This is a genomic window from Pantoea sp. X-Soil-ISGK-275 (assembly GCF_059730795.1).
This window is the reverse complement of record NZ_AP035976.1, coordinates 3,757,548-3,780,006: the sequence shown is the minus strand read 5'-3', so window position 1 is coordinate 3,780,006 and position 22,459 is coordinate 3,757,548. Positions and strand designations below refer to the sequence as shown.

Genomic DNA, 22,459 nt, shown 5'->3' with positions numbered 1-22,459 from the left:
GAATACTATGATTAGCCTGTACCTCGCATCCGGTTCACCGCGTCGACGTGAGCTGTTAACGCAGCTTGGTCTGCAATTTGAACGCCTGATTACCCACGTAGAAGAGCAGCGTCAGCCAGAAGAAGCGGCTGAAGTTTACGTGCGTCGTCTGGCGTCAGATAAGGCGCACGCGGGCGTCGCGGTCGCACCGCAGGATCTGCCGGTGTTGGGTGCCGATACCATTGTGGTACTGAACGGTGAAGTACTGGAAAAGCCGCAGGATGCCGCGCACGCCGCCGCGATGCTGAGTAAGCTGTCGGGACAAACTCATCAGGTGATGACCGCCGTAGCGCTGGCTGATAAACAGCGTGAACTGGATTGCCTGGTGACCACGGACGTGACCTTCCGCAAGATGACGGCGGAGGAAATTTCGCACTATATCGCCAGTGGCGAGCCGATGGATAAAGCCGGCGCGTACGGAATTCAGGGCCTTGGCGGCAATTTTGTCCGCAAGATTAATGGAAGCTATCACGCCGTGGTGGGATTGCCGCTGGTTGAGACCGGTGAGCTGCTGAGTCATTTTCAGTCACTGCGAGCGTTAAGGGGACAAGATGACGGCTGAACTGCTGGTAAATGTGACACCTTCGGAAACCCGTGTTGCCTACATTGATGGCGGCATTCTGCAGGAAATCCACATTGAGCGCGAAGCACGACGCGGCATCGTGGGCAACATCTATAAAGGACGCGTCAGTCGCGTCTTGCCGGGTATGCAGGCGGCCTTTGTCGATATCGGCATGGAAAAAGCCGCCTTTCTGCACGCCTCCGACATCATGCCGCACACCGAATGCGTGGCGGGTGATGAGAAGAAAAATTTTGTGGTGCGCGACATCGGCGAACTGGTGCGTCCCGGCCAGGATTTGATGGTGCAGGTGGTGAAAGATCCGCTTGGCACCAAAGGCGCGCGCCTTACCACCGACATTACCTTGCCTTCGCGCTATCTGGTGTTCATGCCTGGCGCATCACACGTTGGCGTCTCACAGCGTATTGAGACCGAAGCCGAGCGCGAACGACTGAAAACGGTGGTTGCGGCGCACTGTGACGATCTCGGCGGCTTTATTATTCGTACCGCCGCCGAAGGCATTGGTTCGGAAGAGTTGTCGCAGGATGCCGCTTTCCTGAAACGTTTGTGGACCAAAGTCAGCGAGCGTAAAAAGCGTAATCAGACGCGTTGCCTGCTGTACGGTGAGCTGGCGTTAGCACAGCGCGTACTGCGTGATTTCGCCGGTGCTGCGCTGGATCGCATCCGCGTGGATTCACGTTTGACCTGCGATTTGCTGGTGGAATTCACCAGCGAATACATTCCGGAAATGGCCAGCAAGCTGGAGCTCTACAGCGGTAAGCAGCCGATTTTTGATCTGTTCGATGTTGAGAACGAAATCCAGCGTTCGCTGGAGCGCAAGGTCGAGCTGAAGTCCGGCGGCTATCTGATCATCGATCAAACTGAAGCCATGACCACGGTGGATATCAATACCGGCGCGTTTGTCGGGCACCGCAATCTTGACGAAACCATTTTCAATACCAACATTGAAGCGACGCAAGCTATCGCGCGTCAGCTGCGACTGCGTAATCTCGGCGGCATCATCATTATCGATTTCATCGACATGAGTAACGACGAACATCGCCGTCGCGTGCTGCATTCGCTGGAGAGTGCGCTGAGCAAAGATCGGGTGAAAACCGGCATCAACGGTTTCTCTGCGCTGGGTTTGGTGGAGATGACGCGCAAGCGTACGCGAGAAAGTATTGAACATGTGCTGTGCGCCGATTGCCCGGTGTGCAAAGGGCGCGGCACCTTGAAAACGGTGGAAACCGTCTGCTATGAAATTATGCGTGAAATTGTGCGCGTGCATCACGCCTACGATTCTGACCGCTTCCTGGTGTACGTTTCCCCCGCGGTGGGTGACGCGCTGAAGGGCGAGGAGTCACACGCGCTGGCGGAAGTGGAAATCTTCGTCGGTAAGCAGGTGAAAGTTCATGTTGAACCGCTCTATACCCAAGAGCAGTTTGATGTCGTCATGATGTGATCGTGAGGTTAAGTTCCGTAAGCCAACGGACTGCAAGGAGAGGTGTGTGAGGCGGTTGCCGAGGATTTTGTTACTGCTGCTCGCCGCAATCATCGTAATTGTGGCGCTGCTGGTCAGCGGGTTGCGCCTCGTGATGCCGCACCTTAACAGTTATCGCAGCGATATTCTGCAGACGATCTCACGCGTCAGCGGCGTCACGGTCGATGCCAGCGAACTGCAAGGGAAATGGGAGAATTTCGGCCCGACGCTGCAGGTGCGCGATCTCAACATCTCGATGCAGGAAGATGGTCAACTCACCATCGGCCGCGTCAATCTGGCGCTCAATGTCTGGCAATCGCTGCTGCACTGGCGCTGGCAATTCCGCGATCTCACCTTCTGGCAGCTGCATCTCGAAACCAACCATCCGCTGTTCACCAGCGATGAACAGAAGAACAGCTTCAAACCGGCGCAAATTAACGATCTGTTTTTGCGTCAGTTCGATCACTTCGATCTGCGCGACAGCAGCATCCGTTTTCTGACGCCGTCCGGCCAGCATGCCGAACTGGCGATTCCACGCCTTACCTGGCTGAACGAAAATACCCGTCATCGCGCGGAAGGCGAAGTGAGCCTCTCCAGCTTTACCGGCCAGCATGGCGTGGTGCAGGTGCGGCTTGATCTGAACGACAGCAACGGTTTACTCAGCGATGGCCGCATCTGGATGCAGGCCGATGATGTTGATGTGCGGCCGTGGATTGGCCCGTGGCTGCGTGACAACACCAGCCTTGAAAGCGCGCGTTTCAGTCTGGCTGCGTGGGCGAATTTGCGTGATGGCGATCTCTACGCCGGTGATTTGCTGCTGAGCAAAGGCGGCGCGCGCTGGCGCGGCGAGCAGGGCGATCATCAATTGCAGGTCGATGGCTTAACCGCGCACTTGTCGCGCTACCAAAATGGCTGGAGCCTTTCGGTACCGCAAACGCGACTGAGCACCGACGGCATCGCATGGGCGCCGGGGCATTTTTCTCTGCTGTGGAAGCCGGAAGATAAGCAGATGCTCGGCGCCAACAGTGCGGCGGAAGTGCGCGTGCGTGCCACCCAACTCGACTTAGAACGTCTGGCGCCGATCGTGCCGCTGTTTAAGCCACTTTCCCCCACTTTGCTGGATAACTGGCGTTCGCTGCAACCGCGCGGCCACATTGATGCGCTGGCGCTGGATATCCCGTTGCAGCAGCCGGAGCAAACGCGTTTGCAGGCGAAGTGGCGCGATCTCGCCTGGCAACAGTGGGAATTGCTACCGGGTATCAGCAATCTCAGCGGTAGCGCCAGCGGCAGCTTAAACAACGGTTTGCTGGATGTGGCGATGGGCCAGGCGGAAGTACCGTACGGCGATATGTTTCAGGCTCCGCTGCAGATTAAACAGATCACTGGCCAGCTTAACTGGCTGCGTGATGCCAACGGCTTAACGCTGGATGGACATCAGCTGGATGTGCAGGCGCGCTCGCTGTGGGCACGCGGCGATTTCCGCTACCAGCAGAATTTGGGGACCGCGCCGCGCCTTGATATTCTCGCCGGGATTCGTGTCACCAATGCCGGCGATGCGTGGCGCTACTTCCCGCAGCAGCTGATGGGCCACGATCTTACGCACTATCTCAGCGACGCGATTAAAGGCGGGCAAGTGGATAACGCCACGCTGCTGTTTGCTGGCGATCCCGCGCTATTCCCGTTTAAGCACAATGACGGCATGTTTGAAGTTTGGGTACCGCTGCGTAACTCCACCTTCCAGTTCCAGCCCGGCTGGCCTGCACTGGAAAATCTCGACATCAATCTCGACTTCCTCAACAACGGTTTGTGGATGAGAGCCGATCAAACCAAACTCGGCGAAGTTGATGCGCGCAACGTCAGCGCGGTGATCCCGGATTACCTGAAAGAGAAGTTGATTATCGATGGCGATATCAGCGGCGAAGGCAAAAAAATCGCCGACTATTTCGAGCAAACGCCACTGAAACCAACACTCGGCGCGGCGTTGCAGGAGTTGCAGATTGGCGGCAATGTGCGCGGCAAACTCAATCTCGATATTCCGCTGGATGGCGAGCAGGTGCATGCCAGCGGCAATGTGGTGCTGAACAACAACACACTGCATATCAAACCGTTAAAAACCACGCTGAACAATCTCACCGGCCGCTTCCGTTACAACAACGGCAATCTGGAGAGTGAAGAGTTGCAAGCCAATTGGTTCGGGCAGCCAACCGGGGTGAGTTTTAGTACGCAAGAGAATCCCAACGACTTTGGCGTGAACGTCAAGCTGTTGGGCGATTGGCAGCCAGGTAAACTCAAGGTGCTGCCGGACGCCATCACGCGTCAGTTAGGTGGCTCTTTACCGTGGCAGGGCAATGTCGACATCACGTTGCCGCACAAAGGTGGCGCGACTTACAAAGTTGCACTGCAAGGCGAGGGCAAAGCAGTAAGTAGTCACTTACCTGCACCGCTGGATAAAGCGGCCGGTGAAGCGATGCCGATTACTATCAATGCGGAGGGCGATCTCAAAGGCTTTACCTTGAGCGGTAGCGTACGCGATCACCATCGTTTCAATAGCCGCTGGATTCTGGAGCCGCAGCTGCGCGTTGATCGCGGTATCTGGCTTAACGATGCGAAAAGCACACCGAAGCTGCCGGAAAAACGCGGCATGGAGCTGAATCTCCCGCCGCTGGATGGCGAAGCCTGGATAGGGATGATGGCTGGCGAGGGCAGTTCACGCAGTGCGCAGGGCGAGCCTGAAGTGGGCGGCGCATTGCTGCCTGGCGATTTTATTCTGCGGACACCGGCGCTGACGCTGGGTGGTCAGCAGTGGCACGACGTTAACGCCACTGTCACGCAGGGCGCAGGCGGCAACACGCGTTTGCAGCTGGAGAGCCGTGAAGCACGCGGCAGTTTGCAGACGGCGCAGCAGTCACCGTGGCAGATCAACCTGAGCTATCTTTACTACAATCCTGAATGGACTGAGAAAAGCGATGGAAAATCATCGCCGTTTGGCGGCAACAGCAGCAACATCAACTTTAGTAGTTGGCCAGCATTGCAGCTTAACTGTGATGAGTGCTGGTTGCGCGGACAGAAATTCGGTCACATGCAGGCGAAGCTGCAGCCGCAAGGCGATACGTTAGCACTTACTAACGGTTCGATTGATTCTGGCAGCTCGAAGCTCAACGTGGCGGGTGAATGGGTGAATAAACCCGGCGATCAGCGCACTTCGCTGAAGGGCAGCCTGAGCGGTGACAATATCAATGACGCCGCCAACTGGTTTGGCATGAACACGCCGCTGCGCGACGCACCGTTCAAACTCGATTACGATCTGCATTGGCGTTCTGCGCCGTGGCAACCCTCGGTAGAGACGCTGAGCGGTACGCTGAAAAGCCACTTTGGCAAAGGCCAGATCGCCGATGTTAATACCGGTCGCGCGGGACAGTTGCTGCGTCTGTTTAGCTTCGATGCCTTGCTACGTAAGATGCGCTTCGATTTCAGCGACACCTTTAGTGATGGTTTCTATTTCGATTCGATTAACGGCACCGCATGGATTGAAAACGGCGTGATGCGCACCGATAACCTGCTGGTGGATGGCCTGGAAGCGGATATCGCCATGAAGGGTAACATCGATTTGGTGAAGCGTCAGATCGATATGGAAGCGGTGGTCGCCCCGGAAATCTCCGCCTCGGTCGGCGTCGCCACCGCCTTTGTGATCAATCCGGTGGTTGGCGCAGCTGTGTTCGCCGCCAGTAAAGTGCTGGGGCCGCTGTGGAATAAGATTTCGCTACTGCGTTATCACATCAGCGGACCGCTGGATAAGCCGGAAATCAATGAAGTACTGCGTAAACCGCGCGTAGACGATAAGAAGTGAATTTGACGCCGTCGGGTAATTGCCGCAGGCTATGACTATCCGAGCACATAATGAGTGAGAAACGATGACTCTGAATCTGGTAAGTGAGCAGTTGCTAACTGCGAACAGCATTAATCAGCAGGACCTTTACTCCCTGTTAGGGCAGCTTTCAGAACGTCGTCTGGATTATGCCGATCTCTATTTCCAGTCCAGTTTCCACGAATCCTGGGTGCTGGAAGACAAAATTATCAAAGATGGTTCTTACCATATCGATCAGGGCGTGGGCGTCCGCGCCGTCAGCGGCGAGAAAACCGGTTTCGCCTACGCTGACCAGATTTCCCTGAATGCACTGCGTCAGTCGTCTGAAGCGGCGCGTAGCATCGTGCGTGAGCAAGGCAACGGCAAAGCGCACACCTTGTCGGCGGTCCTGAACCGTTCGCTGTATGCGCCCGTCAATCCGCTGGATAGCCTGACGCGTGAAGACAAAATTGCCCTGCTGCATCGCGTCGATAAAGTGGCGCGTGCTGCCGATCCGCGCGTGCAGGAAGTGAATGCCAGCCTGAGCGGCGTCTACGAACAAGTGCTGGTGGCGGCAACTGACGGTACGCTGGCAGCAGATATTCGTCCGCTGGTGCGTCTGTCCATCAGCGTGCAGGTGGAAGATCAGGGTAAACGGGAGCGTGGCTCAAGCGGCGGCGGTGCGCGTACCGGTTATGAATTCTTCCTCGCCGACGAGAGCGGTGATGTGCGTGCCGATGCCTGGGCGCGTGAAGCGGTGCGCATGGCGCTGGTCAATCTTTCCGCCGTGGCGGCGCCCGCTGGCATGTTGCCGGTGGTGCTGGGCGCAGGCTGGCCGGGCGTGTTGCTGCATGAAGCGGTCGGGCATGGTCTGGAAGGTGACTTCAACCGTCGTGCGACGTCGGTATTCAGCGGCAAAATGGGCCAGCTGGTGGCTTCAGAGCTGTGTACCGTGGTTGACGATGGCACCATTGAAGGTCTGCGCGGTTCGCTGGCGGTCGATGATGAAGGCGTGCCGGGCCAGTACAATATGCTGATTGAAAATGGCGTGCTGAAAGGCTACATGCAGGACAAGTTGAATGCGCGTCTGATGGGCGTCAATCCAACCGGCAACGGTCGCCGTGAATCTTACGCGCACCTGCCAATGCCGCGTATGACCAACACTTACATGCTGGCGGGTAAATCGACGCCGCAAGATATCATTGAAAGCGTGGAGTACGGCATTTACGCGCCGAACTTTGGTGGCGGCCAGGTTGATATCACGTCCGGCAAGTTTGTGTTCTCCACCTCAGAAGCTTACCTAATCGAGAAAGGCAAAGTGACTACGCCAGTCAAAGGTGCCACGCTGATTGGCTCTGGCATTGAAGCGATGCAGCAGATCTCGATGGTTGGCAACGATCTGGCGCTGGATAAAGGCGTCGGCGTATGCGGTAAAGAGGGACAAAGCGTGCCGGTTGGCGTGGGTCAGCCAACGTTGAAGCTGGATAAAATCACCGTAGGTGGCACCGCCTAAAATTATAGGGTCGCCATTCATGGCGACCTGCTTCAACCTTTCCGATGCTGCTGATACTGCTGCGCTACCTGCCTGAAATACTCGGTCAGATAATCAATGCACACCTGCACTTTCAGCGGCAGCTTATCTTTCTCGGTATAGAGCGCATACACCGGGCGCGGCTCCGAGTGATATTGCGGGAACAGAATATCGATCTCCCCCGCGCTGATCTCATCAATCACCCACATCAATGGCACGTAGGCGATACCGCATCCCGCTTTTAGCCAGCGAATCAGCGTCTGCGAATCGTTGGTGACGAAACGGCCCTGCGGCGTAAGGCGCGTCACCAATCCTTCCGGCGCAACCAGTTCAAACGTGTTATCCGGGCGCACGCTGTATTCCAGCCAGGAAAAATTATCGATCTCGCCGGGTTTCTCTGGCGTGCCGTGTTGCGCCAGATAGCTCTTCGCTGCGCACACTACCATCGGCATCGCACCCAGCCGACGCGAGAACAAGTTCGAATCCTGTAACGCACCCACGCGCACCACCAAATCCAACCCGTTGGCGATCAGATCGGGTGCAGGAATGCCCGTCACCAGATTGACGCTCAAACCCGGATATTCGCGTAACATTTCGCTGGTCATCGCCGATAACACATTTTGCGCCATCGTTGATGAGCAGCCGATGCGTAGAATACCGATCGGCGTGTTGTTAAAGGCATACAGCTGCTCGTGCACCTGCGATGCCTCCGCTAACATGCGACGACAGCCCTGAAAATAGATCTTTCCTGCTTCGGTCAGACCAATGCTGCGCGTGCTGCGATTAAGCAATTTGACCTGTAATTCATCTTCCAGTTTGGCAACAATCTGGCTGATAGACGAAACGCTAAGCTGTAGCTGGCGCGCTGCGGCGGTAAATGAACCCAATTCAACCACTTTGGCGAAAATGGACATGCTTTTAAGTCGATCCATTGTTTACTCTGGCTAAAAAGTGATTTAGCTCACAATATGTAGAAAACGTATAGTCAAGCGCGTTACTATACGCGTCGCTGGGTCTCTTCACTGCACCTGTACATGGCTGTGTTAACCCGATGATACGCTATGATTAGCTCAACGCGGCCTGAATGTTGCCATCAGTTTATCCGTCATCCCCTGATCGTAAACCCAACGTGCCGCTCGGCATGTGGGCAGGTATCGGTGCAATCCGGCAAGGTCGAACTAAGGATCCGAAATGAGTGTGCTTCCGGTATTTGTCGTATTCGGGCTGAGTTTTCCGCCCATCTTCGTTGAACTATTGGTTTCACTGGCGCTGTTCTGGCTGGTGAAACGCGTGCTGACGCCCAGCGGGATCTACGATCTGGTTTGGCATCCCGCACTGTTTAACACCGCGCTGTATTGCTGTGTGTTTTACCTTGTATCCCGTTTATTCGTCTGAGGTTCTTTAAGTGAAAGCGCTAATAAGAAAAATCGCGCGATACGCGATTACACTCCTGCTGGTTGTCATCGCCATCGTGATCATCTTCCGCGCGTGGGTGTTCTACACCGAATCACCGTGGACGCGTGATGCCAAATTCTCTGCCGATGTGGTGGCGATCTCGCCTGACGTCACCGGCATCATCACTAACGTGCCGGTGCACGATAACCAACTGGTGAAAAAAGGCGATACGCTGTTTGTGGTTGACCGTCCGCGCTACCAAAAAGCGCTGGATGAAGCCCAGGCGGATGTCGAATATTACCAGGCTTTGGTGAGTGAAAAACGCCGTGAAGCCACGCGTCGCAATCAGTTGGGTACCAGCGCTATGTCGCGTGAAGCGATTGAGCAATCCAACAACGATCTGCAAACCAGCGAGCATCAGTTGGCGAAGTCTGTTGCCACGCGCGATCTGGCGGTGATCGATCTCGATCGCACCACCATCAAAGCGCCATCTGACGGCTGGGTCACCAACCTTAATGTTTATCAGGGCGAATTTATCACGCGCGGTTCAGTCGCCGTGGCGCTGGTGCAGCAGCACTCCTTCTATGTGCTGGCCTATATGGAAGAGACCAAGCTGGATGGCGTGCGTCCTGGCTTCCGCGCGCAAATCACGCCGTTGGGAAGCAACGCAGTGCTGCGCGGCACCGTCGACAGCATCGCGGCAGGCGTAACCAACAGCAGCAGCAGCAGCGACAGCAAAGGCATGGCGACCATCGACTCGAATCTTGAGTGGGTACGTCTGGCGCAGCGTGTGCCGGTGCGTATTCGTCTCGATGAGCAACCGGGCAACCGCTTCCCGGCCGGTACCACCGCAACGGTGGTGATTACCGGTGCGCAGGATCGCGAAACCAAAGTCTCGCCGCTGGCGCAGTTGTTCAATCGCCTGCGTGAGTTTGGTTAAGCGAGGGCGATATGATTGAGTTTTTGCGTTTCCCGGTGAAGCTCACCTTCGCGCTGGTTGCAGCGTTGATGATTGGCTTTCACTTCAATCTGGAAACGCCGCGTTGGGCGGTGATGACCGCCGGCATCGTGGCCGGTGGTACCGCCTTTGCTGCGGGAGGCGATCCCTATTCTGGCGCACTGCGCTATCGCGGCATTCTGCGCATCATCGGTACTTTCATTGGCTGTATTGCCGCGCTCACCATCATGATTGCCACGGTGCGTGCGCCGGTGGTGATGCTGCTGCTGTGCTGTATGTGGGCTGGCATGTGCGTGTGGCTCTCTTCGCTGATCAAAGTCGAAAACTCCTATGCGCTCGGCCTTGCCGGTTACACCGCGCTGATCATCGTGGTCACGGCGGATGCCAGCGGTGGCTTAACGCTGGCTCCGCAGTTTGCGGTTGAGCGCTGCAGTGAAATCGTCATCGGTATTCTGTGTGCGATTCTCGCCGACATGCTGTTCTCGCCGCGTTCAATCAAAAAAGTGATTGAGCAGGAAGTGGATGCGCTGCTGGTGGCGCACTACAAACTGCTACAGCTGTGCGTAGCGCATGAAGATAAAGACGAAGTGGATAAAGCCTGGAGCGCGTTAGTGCGTCGCACCACGGCGCTCAACGGCATGCGCGGCCAACTGATGATGGAATCGTCACGCTGGAAAAACTCCAGCCGCCGCCTGCAAATGCTTAACACCTTATCGCTGACGCTGATTACCCAAGCCGCCGAAACCTTCCTGATTCAAAACTCGCGCCCGGAATACATTCCACCGCACTATCGTTTGCTGATCGAAAAAGAGGTCAACGACGTCAACGATGTGCATAAACGCATGAAGGTGATGCGTCGCTTGATTGGCGTAAGCAGCAAAACCGTGCCGGTGACGCTGGCGAGTTGGGTCGGCGCAGCCACCGAATATCTGCTGCTGATCAACGGCATCAAAAGCAACAGCCGCATCACCACGCTGGAAGAGAGCATTCTGCAGCGCGAAGTGGTGGTTCAGGCGCGATCCGCTGAAACCCATCACGCAATGATCAATGGCGTGCGTACCTTTGTCGCCACCGCGCTGGGTTCGCTGTTCTGGTTATATACCGGCTGGACATCGGGCAGCGGCTGCATGGTGATGCTGGCGGTGATTACCGCGCTGGCGATGCGTATGCCGAATCCGTTGATGATGGCGAAAGACTTCCTTTACGGCATGACGGTTGCGGTGCCGCTCGGCGCGCTTTACTTCATCTTTATTCTACCCGCGACCCAGCAAAGTGCGTTGCTGTTGTGTATCGCCATCGGCGCGCTGGGCTTTATCGGCGGCATCTTCGTGCAGCGCCGCCAGTTAGGTACGCTGGGCGCGCTGATTGGTACCATCAACGTGCTGGTACTGGATAACCCGATGAAGTTCGAGTTCAACGTGTTCCTTGATAACGTGTTGGGCCAGGTGATTGGCTGCTTTGTGGCGATGATGGTGATTCTGCTGATTCGTGATAAATCGCGCGATCGTACCGGACGTAAGCTGCTGAACCGCTTTATGTATGCAGCGGTTGCCGCGCTCACCACTAATCAGGCGCGTCGTCGTGAGAACCACTTGCCGGCGCTGTATCAGCAACTGTTCTTGCTGCTTAATCTGTTCCCCGGCGATATCGATAAGTATCGTATCGCGCTGACGCTGATTATCGGCCATCAACGCCTGCGTAATGCCGAAGTGCCGGTGAATGCCGATCTCTCGGCTTATCACCGCCAGCTGCGCTCCACCGCCGATCGCATTATTTCGGCGACCAGCGATGACAAGCGCCGCTATTACTTCGAGCGGCTGTTGCAGGAGCTGGAGGTGTATCAGGAGAAGCTGCAGCATTATTCGGCACCTGATAACGTCACCGAACCGGTGAAACGTTTGGCGCTGATGCTGGATAAGTATCAGAACACCTTAATACAAATCTGAAACTGGCCGCTGCAACCTGCAGCGGCCTTTTAGATCCCACGCTGACACAAAAACCTCTGATATTGGCATCTATACTTTCCTGACAGGACGCAAACTGACAGGAGAAAACCGATGTCCACTTCCCTGCAACAACACGACTTATTCAAAACCGGCTATTTCGCTGATGGTCAGTGGCATAACGCCAGCGCGACCTTTGAGGTGACCAATCCCGCTACCGGCGAAGTCATCGCCAACGTAGCGAAAGCCGGCCAGCACGAAACCGAACAGGCGATTGCCGCCGCGCAGCGTGCATTTCCCGCCTGGCGCGACAAAACCGCCAAGGCGCGTGCCGACATCCTCAATCGCTGGTATCAGCTGATCATCGAGAACAAAAGCTGGCTCGGCCAGTTGATGACGGCCGAGCAGGGTAAACCGCTCAAAGAAGCCGAAGGTGAAGTGGAATACGCCGCCAGCTTTATTCAGTGGTTTGGCGAGCAGGCGAAACGCGCCAACGGTGAAATCATCCCGCCAGCTAAACCGGGCTCGCGCATTCTGGCGACGCGTGAACCAATTGGTGTGGTCGCGGCGATCACGCCGTGGAATTTCCCGATGGCGATGCTGACGCGCAAACTCGGTCCCGCGTTGGCTGCGGGCTGTACCGGCATTATTAAACCCGCGAATAACACGCCGCTGAGTGCCTTCGCGCTGCTGGCGCTGGCGCAGAAAGCCGGTGTGCCAGATGGCGTGCTCAATGCGGTGGCGGGCGATACGCATGCCATCAGCGACGCGATCATGGCCAGCAAAGCAGTACGCAAAATCTCCTTTACCGGTTCCACCGCGGTGGGCAAAACGCTGATGCGTAATGCCGCCGAAACCATGAAAAAAGTCTCGATGGAGTTAGGCGGCAACGCGCCTTACATCGTGTTTGATGATGCCGATATTGACGCGGCGGTGCAGGGCGCGATTGCCAACAAATTCCGCAACGCCGGACAGGTGTGCGTTAGTGTTAACCGCTTCTATGTGCATAACGCGGTGTACGATCGCTTCGTCAATCAACTGGCCGATGCGGTGGGTAAACTCAAAGTCGGTAATGGCGTGGAAGAAGGCGTGATTGTTGGCCCGCTGATTGAGCAGTCTGCGCTGGAGAAAGTGGAAGAGCACGTTAAAGATGCGTTAAGCAAAGGCGGCAAATTGCTGGTCGGCGGCGAACGTCACCCTCTTGGCGGCAACTTCTGGCAACCGACGGTCATCGCTGAAGCGCATGAAGAGATGACGCTGGCGCAGGAAGAGACGTTTGGTCCGGTTGCCGCCTGCTTCCGCTTTGATGATGAAGCCGAGGTGATTCAGCGCGCAAATAATACCGAATATGGCTTGGCAGCTTACTTCTACACGCAGAATTTGCAGCGGGTGTTCCGCGTCTCAGCGGCGCTGGAAGCGGGCATGATCGGTATTAACGAATGCGCGGTATCAACCGAGCTGGCACCGTTTGGCGGCGTGAAAGAATCCGGGCTGGGACGCGAAGGCTCGGTATTGGGGATGGAAGAGTATCTGGAAGTCAAAGCGTTGCACCTCGGCGGACTCAGCTAGCCGCGACAACTAAGAGGGCGTCATGATGAGAACCGAGCGTTTCGATTTCGACGAGATTGTCGATCAAGCCCATTTTTATCGACAGTTTAGCGATCGTTTTGCGCTAGCCGATCTCGCCATCAACGATCTTGACGATCTTTGGGATGCGATTGTGGGTGAGCAACTGCCGTTGCCGCTGGAGATTGAGTTTGTAAATCTGGGGAAAGGGCAGAAACGCCGGTATGGCGCATTGATCCTGCTATTTGATGAAGCAGAAGAGGAGCTGGAAGGCCAGCTCCGCTTCAATATAAAGTAAAAAGGGCCCCGGCGAGCGGGGCCAAAGGGTTCGTCTTAATTGACGAGGAATTACTTATACAGCTCAGCTGTCACGTGATAGCTGTCGCCGGTTTTCGCTTCAATCACTTTGTAAGCGCTGGCACCTTGCTCATCCGCTTTCTGAGAAAGCTCGGCACGATAATCCATTGGCGAACCGCCGGTTCCGCTGATTGAAATAGTGCTGCCGGTAGGTTGCAGATTCTGCGCCTGTTGTTCAGTCACCAACTGCGCTGCAGAAGCACCAAAGGCGAACAGGGACAGCAGGGTTGCAGTTGCGATGGTTGTTTTGATTTTCATAATTTTCTCCTCATTTAATCAACAACCTGCGGCAGAAAAGGGGGAGGCGGGTCGTCGATCTATTGCCTGGCGCCTTCAAGGCGCCGGACGTTCAATTAGTGATTATTTGTAGAGTTCAGCAGTGACGTGGAAGGTATCACCACGATTGCTTTCAATGATGCGGTAGTGGCTGGCACCCTGCGCATCAGCTTTCTGTGACAGTTCCTGACGAACGTTAGTCTGGTCACCGTCAACACCACTCACGCTGATGGTTTGGTTCAGGGATTGCAGCTGTTCAGCTTGTTGGTTTGAAACCAGGCTTGCGGCGCTGGCACCAAAAGAAAGAACAGAAGCCAGGCCCAGTACTGCGATAGCTAATTTGGTTTTCATGATTCACTCTCCTGAAATTGGGTCGGCAACCTGAGAGGCAAGCGCGTCTCAAACGGGTTACCGTTCACATTGCGTCTTAAGTCAGTAACTTATTTATACAGCTCAGCGGTTGCGTGGTAGCTGTCACCGGTATTCGCTTCGATCACGCGGTAAGCTTTCGCACCTTGCTGATCGGCTTTATCGTTTAACTGCTGACGGATATCCATTGGAGAACCGCCCACGCCGCTGACGCTAATGGTGCCTGCGGGTTGCAGATTCGCTGCCTGTTCGGCGTTAATAGAATCTGCTGCAAAAGCACCAAATGACAGGGCAGAGAGAATACTCAAAGTCGCGATAGTAGTTTTAACGTTCATGATATTTTTCCTCGTCGTCTATTTTTATCTTTTTCTTTCGTGTGATTTGCATCACGAAAACAAGTATAGATCTAATCACCCAGGAAATTAATACCGAGCTAATAATGTTTGGTTGTAATTCTTTATCCTTATGGCACTTTTTTAGAACCTGAAGTTATAAAAAACGCCTGGATCTTAACCATTGATGGTTATTTAGACGTAAAAACAATGATCTACATCAAATTATCTTTTAGTGCGAAAGATCATGGTTGATCTCGCTGGCTGATACGCAGAGGGAAGGGAATGACACTGAGCACGATGTGTAAAGCAGTGTAAAATAGCGCATAAGGTTAAGCAGGCGCAAAGGTCGTACCAATCTGTTAGCCTGAAAAGAACCGCTAAGCATATGGATAACTTATTATTTACCAAGGGGTTTGTAACAGATTGGTTACGAATGAAGCGGGAAGGGCAAGATAACCGGCAGAGGATCTGCCGGTATGCAGCAGGGTTTTATAGCTCTTGTTCGAATAAAACCAGAATCGCGTCGTACAGCTGTTTGACTGAGAAGGTGCGCGCAGGGGTAATAAAGATGGTGTCATCACCGGCGATGGTGCCGAGAATCCCTTCCGCTTTACCCAGCGAATCCAGCAGGCGCGCAATCAGCTGCGCAGCGCCCGGGCTGGTGTGAATCACCACTAACGCATCGTTGTAATCGATATCCAGCACCAGATTCTTCAGCGGGCTGGTGGTGGTGGGTACGCCGAGTTCAGCTGGCAGGCAGTAAACCATTTCCATCTTGGCGTTACGCGTACGCACCGCGCCGAACTTGGTCAGCATGCGAGAAACTTTGGACTGATTGATATTCTCGAAGCCGTCTTCCTGCAGCGCCTGCACGATTTCGCCCTGGGAGCTGAATTTCTCTTCCTTCAATAAGGCTTTAAACGCTTTAATCAAGTCGTCTTGTTTCGATGGGTTTCGCATAAGCTACCAATTAAAAGAGGGTTGCAGAGGGCAACAGGCCCACGGCAGATAAATTATTATGCATTTAGATGAATTTTTATGCAATAAGTCTGATGAGAGAATCGCGGTAATGACCTGCGGGGCGGGCATAATAACAGAATATGATGTCGCACCAAAATCGCGGGTGGGCGCGCAAAGCGAAGGTTGCAAAGTTGTTATATTATTGAGGTGGTAACAACAATATCGATGATCATTGCCGTCCATTGTCTTCTGGCTGCGAATGAATCATTCAGGCGACTTCTGAAGTGGAGATGTCTCGGGAGCCGATTGCGGCGTAGTGTTAAGTGCGCGACAGGTTTAGTCGCTATCGCCTGAGAAGTTGATTAAACTCGTAACCTGATGGATTTTCGGCATATCTCTGCCCCACCTTAATAAGGAGTTCAGGATGAAAGTTGCCGTTCTCGGTGCCGCTGGTGGTATTGGCCAGGCGCTCGCACTGCTGCTCAAAACGCAATTACCCGCAGGCTCAACTCTCTCACTTTACGATATCGCCCCGGTAACGCCGGGTGTGGCGGTCGATCTCAGTCACATCCCAACGGCAGTCACCGTGGAAGGGTTTAGCGGTGAAGATGCGACGCCTGCGCTGCATGGTGCCGATGTGGTGCTGATCTCTGCAGGTGTGGCACGTAAGCCGGGCATGGATCGCGCCGACCTGTTTAACGTTAACGCCGGTATCGTGCGTAACCTGATTGAACAGGTTGCCAGCACGGCGCCGAAAGCGCTGATTGGAGTGATCACCAATCCAGTCAACACCACGGTGGCGATTGCGGCCGAAGTGCTGAAGAAAGCTGGCGTGTATGACAAGAATCGCCTGTTTGGTGTTTCCACCCTCGATATCATCCGCGCTAATACCTTTGTCGCGGCGCTGAAAGGCAAGCAGCCTAATGAGATTGAAGTGCCGGTGGTGGGCGGGCATTCAGGCGTAACCATTCTGCCGCTGCTGTCGCAGGTAAAAGGCGTGAGCTTCAGCGAGCAGGAAGTGGCGGATCTCACCAAACGTATTCAGAACGCGGGCACCGAAGTGGTGGAAGCCAAAGCCGGTGGCGGATCGGCAACGCTGTCGATGGGACAAGCGGCGGCCCGTTTTGGCCTGTCATTGATTCGCGCCATGCAAGGTGAAGCCAACGTCGTGGAGTGCGCATATGTGGAAGGCGATGGCGAATATGCCCGCTTCTTCTCGCAGCCGCTGCTGCTGGGCAAAAACGGTATTGTTGAGCGCCGTCCGCTGGGTACGCTGAGTGCCTTTGAACAGCAGGCGCTGAACGGCATGTTGGAAACGCTGAAGAAAGATATCGCGCAGGGCGAAGAGTTTGTGAAGTGATCGGCTCTGAGCTGCAATAAAAAACGCCCGGCAATTGCCGGGCGTTTTGTTTTTATAAGCCGCCAGATTTGAAGGTCTTATTGGCGGGCGCGCCGTTGCTGGCAGGATTTTGTTTTCCTAGCGTCTCCATGCGTACCTGGAACGGCGGGAATGGCATCTCAATGCCGTGCTCCTCAAAGCCGCGCAGAATCAGCTGATGCAGTTCATGGCGCAGCGGCATGCGATGTCCCATCTCCGCCGCATGCACGCGCAGTTCAAACAGCTGAATACCTTGCTGCAAATCGACAAGGAACACATCCGGCGCCGGCATATCCAGCACGTAGGTGCAGCGATCGGCCGCCTGTTTAAGAATGTTGGTCACTTCATCACTGTTGACTCTGGCTGGCGCCGGAATCGTCAGCACCACACGCGTCACCGAATCCGACAGCGACCAGTTTACGAATTGCTCCGTAATGAAGGCCTTGTTCGGCACGATGATCTCTTTGCGGTCCCAATCAGTAATGGTGGTGGCGCGCGTGTTGATGCGAGTGATGCTGCCGGTCAGATCGCGAATGGTCACGGTATCGCCGATGCGGATCGGCTTCTCAAACAGGATAATCAGGCCAGAGATAAAGTTGGCGAAAATCTCCTGCATCCCGAAGCCCAAACCCAGACCTAACGCAGCAACCAGCCACTGCAGCTTCGACCACTCAATGCCCATCATTGAGAAGCCAATCAAGCCGCCAATCAGCATCAATGCATATTTGGTTAAGGTGGTAATGGCGTAGCCGGTGCCCGGCGCCAGGCTGAGATGCTGTAACAGCGCCAGCTCCAGCAGCGCGGGCATATTGCGTACCAGCTGCGTGGTAATAATCAGCACCAGAATCGCAATCAGCACCGCACCCAGCGTAATCGCCTGCACGCTATCGACGCCCTGAATGGTGGTGCTGGCATTCCACAGTGGAATGTTATCGAGGAAGCTAAACGCCGAGTGAATTTCTGACCACAGCACTATCACCGAAACCAGCGCGATCAGCGTCAGGATTGAACGCACCAGACGCAGCGACTGCGCGCTGATCTCATCGAGATCAATACTTGGCTCATCGATTTCGATGGTGTCGGCATTCGCCGGCGTCGATTGCTCTTTCTCTTCTTCACTGCGCGCGCGGTTGGCCAGCATATCGGCACGACGCTGACGTGCACGGTCAAAGGCGATACGGCGGCGCTGGATCAGCATCCAGCGGCGGATAATGTGATACACCACCAACAGGAAGAACCAGATACCCACCGAGGTTTCCAGACGCGCCAGCAACGCCTGCGCGGTGGCGAGATAACCGATGCAGGAGGCGAGGGCAGCAACCAGCGGCAGGGCGATCATCAGGTTCCACAAAATGCGGTTTACAAAGTTATCGCCGTTGCCCTCTTTATCCAGATAGAGCGGAATACCGGCGCGTTTCAGGCTAACGGTAACGATGCTCAGCGCGCCACAAATCAGGATGAAGCATACGCGACCCAGCGTGCCGGAGAATTGCGGATCGTCGAGGTTTGCAAAGGCGATCAGCAGCATGATCAACGGCACAATCAGCCCAACCGACAGCGAGTAATAGCGCATCGCACGCGCCACGCGCGCTTGCGGCCAGCGGAAGTGCACCACAAACAAGCCATCGGGGCGCGCAAAGGCGGCGCTGATCATAAAGGCCCACAGCAGCGGCAGCGTGGCGGTGATGCCATCGCCAATCGCCACGGCGAACGGATAAGGCCAGGCATGCTGTAAACCGTAACCGAGCGCGGCCCACAGCACCGGCAGCGGCACCGCCACCAGAATCGACCAAAATACCGTGCGCAGCGTCAGGCTAAAGCGGTCCTGCGTGACTTTGCCGACGCGGCTGGCGGAGCGCTCCATAAAGGCGTTGTAATGACGACGCGAACTGATGCTGAAGCCTACCAGCAGTACCGCACCAATAATCGGCAACACGGTTTCGCGATTGGTAAACATCATCGCCAGCGCTTTACCGAGCTGACCCGCCGTATCCAGCGACAGCAGACGCTTAAGGTCCTGCGCCATCTCGACCGGGAAATTCAGGCCGATGGTGTTGACGTCGGCGGTCCAGAACAGATAGCGATGCGTCGCATCTTTAACTTCGGCTAAGGCATCCTGCAGCTGCGTATTGGAAACTTTGAGCTTGGTGATTTCCAGAATCAGCGTATCGCAACCGGAAATCAATGAATTCAGCAGTTCGCGCTGGGTTTTGAGTTGCGCTTCGAGGATGCGCACCTGATCGCTGCTGAACGGCGTGCCATCATCCTGCTTGGCTTTACGCAGATCCTGCTGGCGCTCGAGCAGATCTTCATAATGCAGACGCTGCACGCGCAGCTGGCCCATTTCGCTGTCGATCTGCTGAGATTTCGGCATCTCGGGCAGACGCGCGACCTGCGCGCGCAGGGCTTCACCCAACAGATTGGACGCGCCCAGCCATTGCGACTGCTCACGCAGCGTGCTCAGCGCCTGACGCACCTGCAAGGTCTGATTGGTGGCGAGACGCTGCTGCGAGGCAACTAAATCCATGCGCTGCGCTTGTTGGTTGAGGTCAGCGGAGAGTTCGCGGTTAACGCGGAACTGATCGCTGATCGAGCTCGGCAGATCGCCGCTGTTTTCGGCCAGCTGCTCGGTACGCTCCAGCGCCAGTTCAGCTTCGCGTTGGCGCTGGTTGTTGAGTTGATTGCGCAGCGCCTGCAGATAGTTATCCAGCTGGGTGGCTTTGCGCTGATGTACTTCGGCGCGCATACGCGCCAGTTCCTGACGGTTATTCGCTGACAGCTGTGCCAGCTCTAACTCGTCCATGCGCGCTTTGTTGGCAGCATTTTCCGCCTGACGTGCGTATATCTGTGCCTGCGCCAGCGGCGTGGTGGCTGTCGAGGAACTCTGCGCGCGGCGATCGCTTTCGGTCATCGCCCGGCGTGCGTCGGTTTGTTGCTGTGGCAGCTGCGACAGGGAATCGCTGATTTCGCGCGCGCGATCCTGCTCCTGCTGTGCCTGACGGCCTTCCTCCAGCAGCTGGCTGCTAACCTGCAACAGCTCCTGATCCAGCTCGGCGCTGCTCATATTACTGCGCACCGCCTTGCTGCTGTCCGTCAGCGTGGCGATCTGCTGACGTAATTCACGCGCCAGGCGCGGGAAATCATCAATCACCTGCTGATACTGCTTCGCGCGTGCCAGCGACTCATCGCGCTCGTTGAGGAAGTTGATCGCCGCTTCCAGCGCCTGTACCTGTTCGGTTTGCGCGGGGGAGCTTTTTGCGGATTTAGCCGCATCCAGTTCCTGCTTAAGCTGGCTGGATTGCGGAACGGTGGCTGCAAATGCAGAACTGCTGAGCACAAGGCTCAGCAGCAGGGAGAGGAGAACACGCACGGGAGAGGTTCCGGGTTATTTGCTAAGTGAGACGCTGTCGCCAGGCTGAGGCAGGGCGATGGCCAGCGGCTGACCGAGACGGGTTTTGCTTTCGGCTTCAAGGCTTTCCGCCAGCTTCACGCGATTCGGCGCGAACAGGTTGATCACCGTTGAACCCAACTTGAAGCGACCCATTTCCTGGCCTTTCAGCAGCACCACCGCACCGTCATGATCGGCAGACGGATAGCGCCAGCGTTTGATTACACCTTCGCGCGGTGGCGTGATGGTGCCCGCCCACACAGTTTCGATGCTGCCGACAATGGTGGCACCGACAAGGATCTGCACCATCGGGCCATGATCGGTATCGAATACGCAGATCACGCGCTCGTTGCGCGCAAACAGATTTGGGATGTTACGCGCGGTCAGCGGATTGACCGAGTAGAGATCGCCAGGCACATAGATCATTTCGCGCAGGACACCATTACACGGCATGTGTACGCGGTGATAATCGCGCGGGGCGAGGTAAGTGGTAACGAACTCGCCGTCATGGAACTGATCCGCCAGATCGTCGTTACCGGCCAGCAGCGCCTGCAGGCTGTAAGTGTGGCCTTTGGCCTGGAAGATCTGATCGCCGGCAATGCGGCCCAGCTGGCTGATCGCGCCATCGGCGGGCAGCGCCAGTAAAGAGGCGTCAGGATCGACAGGACGCGCGCCCTCTTTTAACGGACGCACGAAGAAATCATTGAAGGTGCGGTAGCTGCCGGTATGTGGCTTGCTGGCTTCTGCCATATCCACTTTGTAGTACCAGACAAATATGTCGATGACCGCTTTAGTGAGCCAGCCACCACGACGGCTGGCGCCCCAACCGGCGAGTTCGGTGAGCCCTTTTTTGGGCAAAATATGATTCAGGCCGAGTTTAAAACGATCAAACACCGTTGCCTCCTGGCTTAATTACGTATCGTTAACAAAAAGGGGGCGGATTGTAGCAGCGCCCCAGCGCGTTGGCGAATGTGCCGTTGTACTGCTTAATCCGCGTCGGAGGAAAAGTTTTTACGCGTCTTTACCTGCGCCATACTTTCCAGAATTCGGTGGTAGTTATCGAAGCGCGAGATGTCGATCTTGCCTTCTTCTACCGCTTCGCGGATGGCGCAGCCCGGATCGGTATCGTGCTTACAGTCGCGGAAACGGCAACTGCCCAGGAATTCACGGAATTCGACAAATCCGCGCGTCACTTGTTCCGGCTCAAGATGCCATAAACCAAACTCTCGCACGCCAGGTGAATCGATCACATCGCCGCCCGCCGGAAAGTGATAAAGGCGCGAGGCGGTGGTGGTGTGCTGACCCAAACCGGAGACGTTCGACACATCGTTAGTCAGAATTTCCGCCGCCACATCCAGGCCAAGCAGGTTATTCAACAGGCTCGATTTGCCTACGCCCGATTGACCGGCAAAGATGCTGACGCGGCCGGTTAAAGCACTTTCCAGTTCAACCAGACCATCTTTGGCGTGGCTGGAAACCATCAATACGCGATAACCAATATTGCGATAGATCTCCATCTGCTCATCAACAAACGCGCGGCCTTCGGTATCCAAAAGATCGGTTTTGTTGAGCACCAGTAGCGGTTCCACGCCGAGCGTTTCGCTGGCGACCAGATAGCGATCGATAATGTTGAGCGACAGTTCCGGCAGGATCGCCGAAACGATAATGATCTGATCGATGTTGGCGGCAATCGGTTTCACGCCGTCATAGAAGTCTGGGCGCGTTAGTACGGTTTTGCGGTCGTGTACCGCTTCGACGATCCCTTTACCGCCGCCAATGGCGACGCGCCACAAAACGCGATCGCCGGTGACCAGCGAGCGAATGGTGCGGCGGATGTTACAGCGATGCACAACGCCTTCGCTATCTTCCACATCTGCGTGCATGCCGAAACGGCTGATCACCACGCCATCAGCCGCTTCCCCAAACAGGCTATCATCCGGCTCCGGCTTATCGCTCCGTTGCTGCAGACGACGCTGATGGTTGGCGCTTACGCGACGTTGTTGACCTTTCGACAGTTTGTTTTTACTCACGCATCCTCTCACGGCTTTCGCCAGGTTTCGCCCTGCTGGGCAAAACGTCTA

18 protein-coding genes are annotated in these 22,459 nt (G+C 55.6%); 10 read left to right on the top strand and 8 right to left on the bottom strand.

Going from position 1 to position 22,459, the window contains the following annotated elements:
* The first annotated feature begins 7 nt into the window (after positions 1 to 7).
* The 4 genes from AC6I8A_RS17480 (at position 8) to tldD (ending at position 7,435) form a co-directional block, all read left to right on the top strand.
* Entirely contained in the window at positions 8 to 601 is a 594-nt protein-coding gene (locus AC6I8A_RS17480; RefSeq protein WP_265298621.1) for a Maf family protein, read from the top strand.
* Positions 591 to 2,060, top strand: a complete 1,470-nt coding sequence (gene rng, locus AC6I8A_RS17475; RefSeq protein ID WP_061720203.1) for a ribonuclease G — start codon at positions 591 to 593, stop codon at positions 2,058 to 2,060. Before AC6I8A_RS17480 ends, rng begins: the two co-directional genes overlap by 11 nt.
* A gap of 46 nt (positions 2,061 to 2,106) precedes the next feature.
* Complete coding sequence (gene yhdP / locus AC6I8A_RS17470) at positions 2,107 to 5,925, top strand: AsmA2 domain-containing protein YhdP (protein ID WP_497818838.1); 3,819 nt, start codon at positions 2,107 to 2,109, stop codon at positions 5,923 to 5,925.
* Positions 5,926 to 5,989: 64 nt separating this feature from the next.
* On the top strand, positions 5,990 to 7,435 hold the full coding sequence (gene tldD / locus AC6I8A_RS17465) for a metalloprotease TldD (RefSeq protein ID WP_061720201.1): 1,446 nt from the start codon (positions 5,990 to 5,992) through the stop codon (positions 7,433 to 7,435).
* A 32-nt stretch (positions 7,436 to 7,467) separates the two neighbouring features.
* On the opposite strand, the gene aaeR is transcribed toward tldD, so the two are convergent.
* Entirely contained in the window at positions 7,468 to 8,385 is a 918-nt protein-coding gene (aaeR, locus tag AC6I8A_RS17460; protein WP_277967321.1) for an HTH-type transcriptional activator AaeR, read from the bottom strand.
* A gap of 259 nt (positions 8,386 to 8,644) precedes the next feature.
* On the opposite strand from aaeR, the gene aaeX reads away from it, so the two are divergent.
* The 5 genes from aaeX to AC6I8A_RS17435 all read left to right on the top strand — a co-directional run bounded on the left by aaeX (position 8,645) and on the right by AC6I8A_RS17435 (position 13,613).
* Positions 8,645 to 8,848: a p-hydroxybenzoic acid efflux pump operon protein AaeX gene (gene aaeX / locus AC6I8A_RS17455; RefSeq protein ID WP_007891984.1), complete on the top strand. Its 204-nt coding sequence runs from the start codon at positions 8,645 to 8,647 to the stop codon at positions 8,846 to 8,848.
* Between the two features lie 10 nt (positions 8,849 to 8,858).
* Positions 8,859 to 9,788 (top strand): p-hydroxybenzoic acid efflux pump subunit AaeA, encoded by a 930-nt coding sequence (gene aaeA / locus AC6I8A_RS17450; protein ID WP_497818837.1) that lies wholly within the window; start codon positions 8,859 to 8,861, stop codon positions 9,786 to 9,788.
* Positions 9,789 to 9,799: 11 nt separating this feature from the next.
* Positions 9,800 to 11,752: a p-hydroxybenzoic acid efflux pump subunit AaeB gene (gene aaeB, locus AC6I8A_RS17445; protein ID WP_256697601.1), complete on the top strand. Its 1,953-nt coding sequence runs from the start codon at positions 9,800 to 9,802 to the stop codon at positions 11,750 to 11,752.
* Positions 11,753 to 11,863: 111 nt separating this feature from the next.
* On the top strand, positions 11,864 to 13,318 hold the full coding sequence (locus tag AC6I8A_RS17440) for an NAD-dependent succinate-semialdehyde dehydrogenase (RefSeq protein ID WP_497818836.1): 1,455 nt from the start codon (positions 11,864 to 11,866) through the stop codon (positions 13,316 to 13,318).
* Between the two features lie 25 nt (positions 13,319 to 13,343).
* Positions 13,344 to 13,613: a barstar family protein gene (locus AC6I8A_RS17435; protein WP_036647722.1), complete on the top strand. Its 270-nt coding sequence runs from the start codon at positions 13,344 to 13,346 to the stop codon at positions 13,611 to 13,613.
* A gap of 50 nt (positions 13,614 to 13,663) precedes the next feature.
* Here AC6I8A_RS17435 and yhcN (AC6I8A_RS17430) read toward each other — a convergent pair whose 3' ends face one another.
* From yhcN (AC6I8A_RS17430) to argR, 4 genes are all read right to left on the bottom strand, one after another.
* Complete coding sequence (yhcN, locus tag AC6I8A_RS17430) at positions 13,664 to 13,930, bottom strand: peroxide/acid stress response protein YhcN (protein WP_008101968.1); 267 nt, start codon at positions 13,928 to 13,930, stop codon at positions 13,664 to 13,666.
* 102 nt (positions 13,931 to 14,032) lie between these two features.
* A complete protein-coding gene (locus tag AC6I8A_RS17425) occupies positions 14,033 to 14,299 on the bottom strand; it encodes a YdgH/BhsA/McbA-like domain containing protein (protein ID WP_007891990.1) in 267 nt (88 codons plus the stop codon).
* Positions 14,300 to 14,388: 89 nt separating this feature from the next.
* Positions 14,389 to 14,652, bottom strand: coding sequence for a peroxide/acid stress response protein YhcN (gene yhcN, locus AC6I8A_RS17420; protein WP_097095872.1), 264 nt, complete (start codon positions 14,650 to 14,652; stop codon positions 14,389 to 14,391).
* A gap of 489 nt (positions 14,653 to 15,141) precedes the next feature.
* A complete protein-coding gene (gene argR / locus AC6I8A_RS17415) occupies positions 15,142 to 15,612 on the bottom strand; it encodes a transcriptional regulator ArgR (RefSeq protein WP_008101964.1) in 471 nt (156 codons plus the stop codon).
* A 424-nt stretch (positions 15,613 to 16,036) separates the two neighbouring features.
* Between argR and mdh the strand changes: the two genes are divergently transcribed.
* Positions 16,037 to 16,972, top strand: a complete 936-nt coding sequence (gene mdh, locus AC6I8A_RS17410) for a malate dehydrogenase (RefSeq protein WP_497818835.1) — start codon at positions 16,037 to 16,039, stop codon at positions 16,970 to 16,972.
* A 52-nt stretch (positions 16,973 to 17,024) separates the two neighbouring features.
* Here the strand turns inward: mdh and mscM are convergent, their stop codons facing one another.
* The 3 genes from mscM to rsgA form a co-directional block, all read right to left on the bottom strand.
* Positions 17,025 to 20,360: a miniconductance mechanosensitive channel MscM gene (gene mscM, locus AC6I8A_RS17405; protein WP_497818834.1), complete on the bottom strand. Its 3,336-nt coding sequence runs from the start codon at positions 20,358 to 20,360 to the stop codon at positions 17,025 to 17,027.
* Between the two features lie 15 nt (positions 20,361 to 20,375).
* The gene (asd, locus tag AC6I8A_RS17400; protein WP_256697595.1) at positions 20,376 to 21,272 is read right to left on the bottom strand and encodes an archaetidylserine decarboxylase; all 897 of its coding nucleotides are present in this window, start codon (positions 21,270 to 21,272) and stop codon (positions 20,376 to 20,378) included.
* A 92-nt stretch (positions 21,273 to 21,364) separates the two neighbouring features.
* Complete coding sequence (gene rsgA / locus AC6I8A_RS17395) at positions 21,365 to 22,408, bottom strand: small ribosomal subunit biogenesis GTPase RsgA (RefSeq protein ID WP_256697594.1); 1,044 nt, start codon at positions 22,406 to 22,408, stop codon at positions 21,365 to 21,367.
* Between the last annotated feature and the right edge of the window lie 51 nt (positions 22,409 to 22,459).

Excerpts from the sequence above, each read along its gene's own strand:
- rng (WP_061720203.1), top strand. The coding sequence starts at position 591 with ATGACGGCTGAACTGCTGGTAAATGTGACACCTTCGGAAACCCGTGTT.
- argR (WP_008101964.1), bottom strand. The coding sequence starts at position 15,612 with ATGCGAAACCCATCGAAACAAGACGACTTGATTAAAGCGTTTAAAGCC.
- AC6I8A_RS17440 (WP_497818836.1), top strand. The coding sequence starts at position 11,864 with ATGTCCACTTCCCTGCAACAACACGACTTATTCAAAACCGGCTATTTC.
- aaeB (WP_256697601.1), top strand. The coding sequence starts at position 9,800 with ATGATTGAGTTTTTGCGTTTCCCGGTGAAGCTCACCTTCGCGCTGGTT.
- tldD (WP_061720201.1), top strand. The coding sequence starts at position 5,990 with ATGACTCTGAATCTGGTAAGTGAGCAGTTGCTAACTGCGAACAGCATT.
- yhcN (WP_008101968.1), bottom strand. The coding sequence starts at position 13,930 with ATGAAAATCAAAACAACCATCGCAACTGCAACCCTGCTGTCCCTGTTC.
- yhcN (WP_097095872.1), bottom strand. The coding sequence starts at position 14,652 with ATGAACGTTAAAACTACTATCGCGACTTTGAGTATTCTCTCTGCCCTG.
- AC6I8A_RS17425 (WP_007891990.1), bottom strand. The coding sequence starts at position 14,299 with ATGAAAACCAAATTAGCTATCGCAGTACTGGGCCTGGCTTCTGTTCTT.
- AC6I8A_RS17435 (WP_036647722.1), top strand. The coding sequence starts at position 13,344 with ATGAGAACCGAGCGTTTCGATTTCGACGAGATTGTCGATCAAGCCCAT.
- AC6I8A_RS17480 (WP_265298621.1), top strand. The coding sequence starts at position 8 with ATGATTAGCCTGTACCTCGCATCCGGTTCACCGCGTCGACGTGAGCTG.
- aaeX (WP_007891984.1), top strand. The coding sequence starts at position 8,645 with ATGAGTGTGCTTCCGGTATTTGTCGTATTCGGGCTGAGTTTTCCGCCC.
- aaeR (WP_277967321.1), bottom strand. The coding sequence starts at position 8,385 with ATGGATCGACTTAAAAGCATGTCCATTTTCGCCAAAGTGGTTGAATTG.
- mdh (WP_497818835.1), top strand. The coding sequence starts at position 16,037 with ATGAAAGTTGCCGTTCTCGGTGCCGCTGGTGGTATTGGCCAGGCGCTC.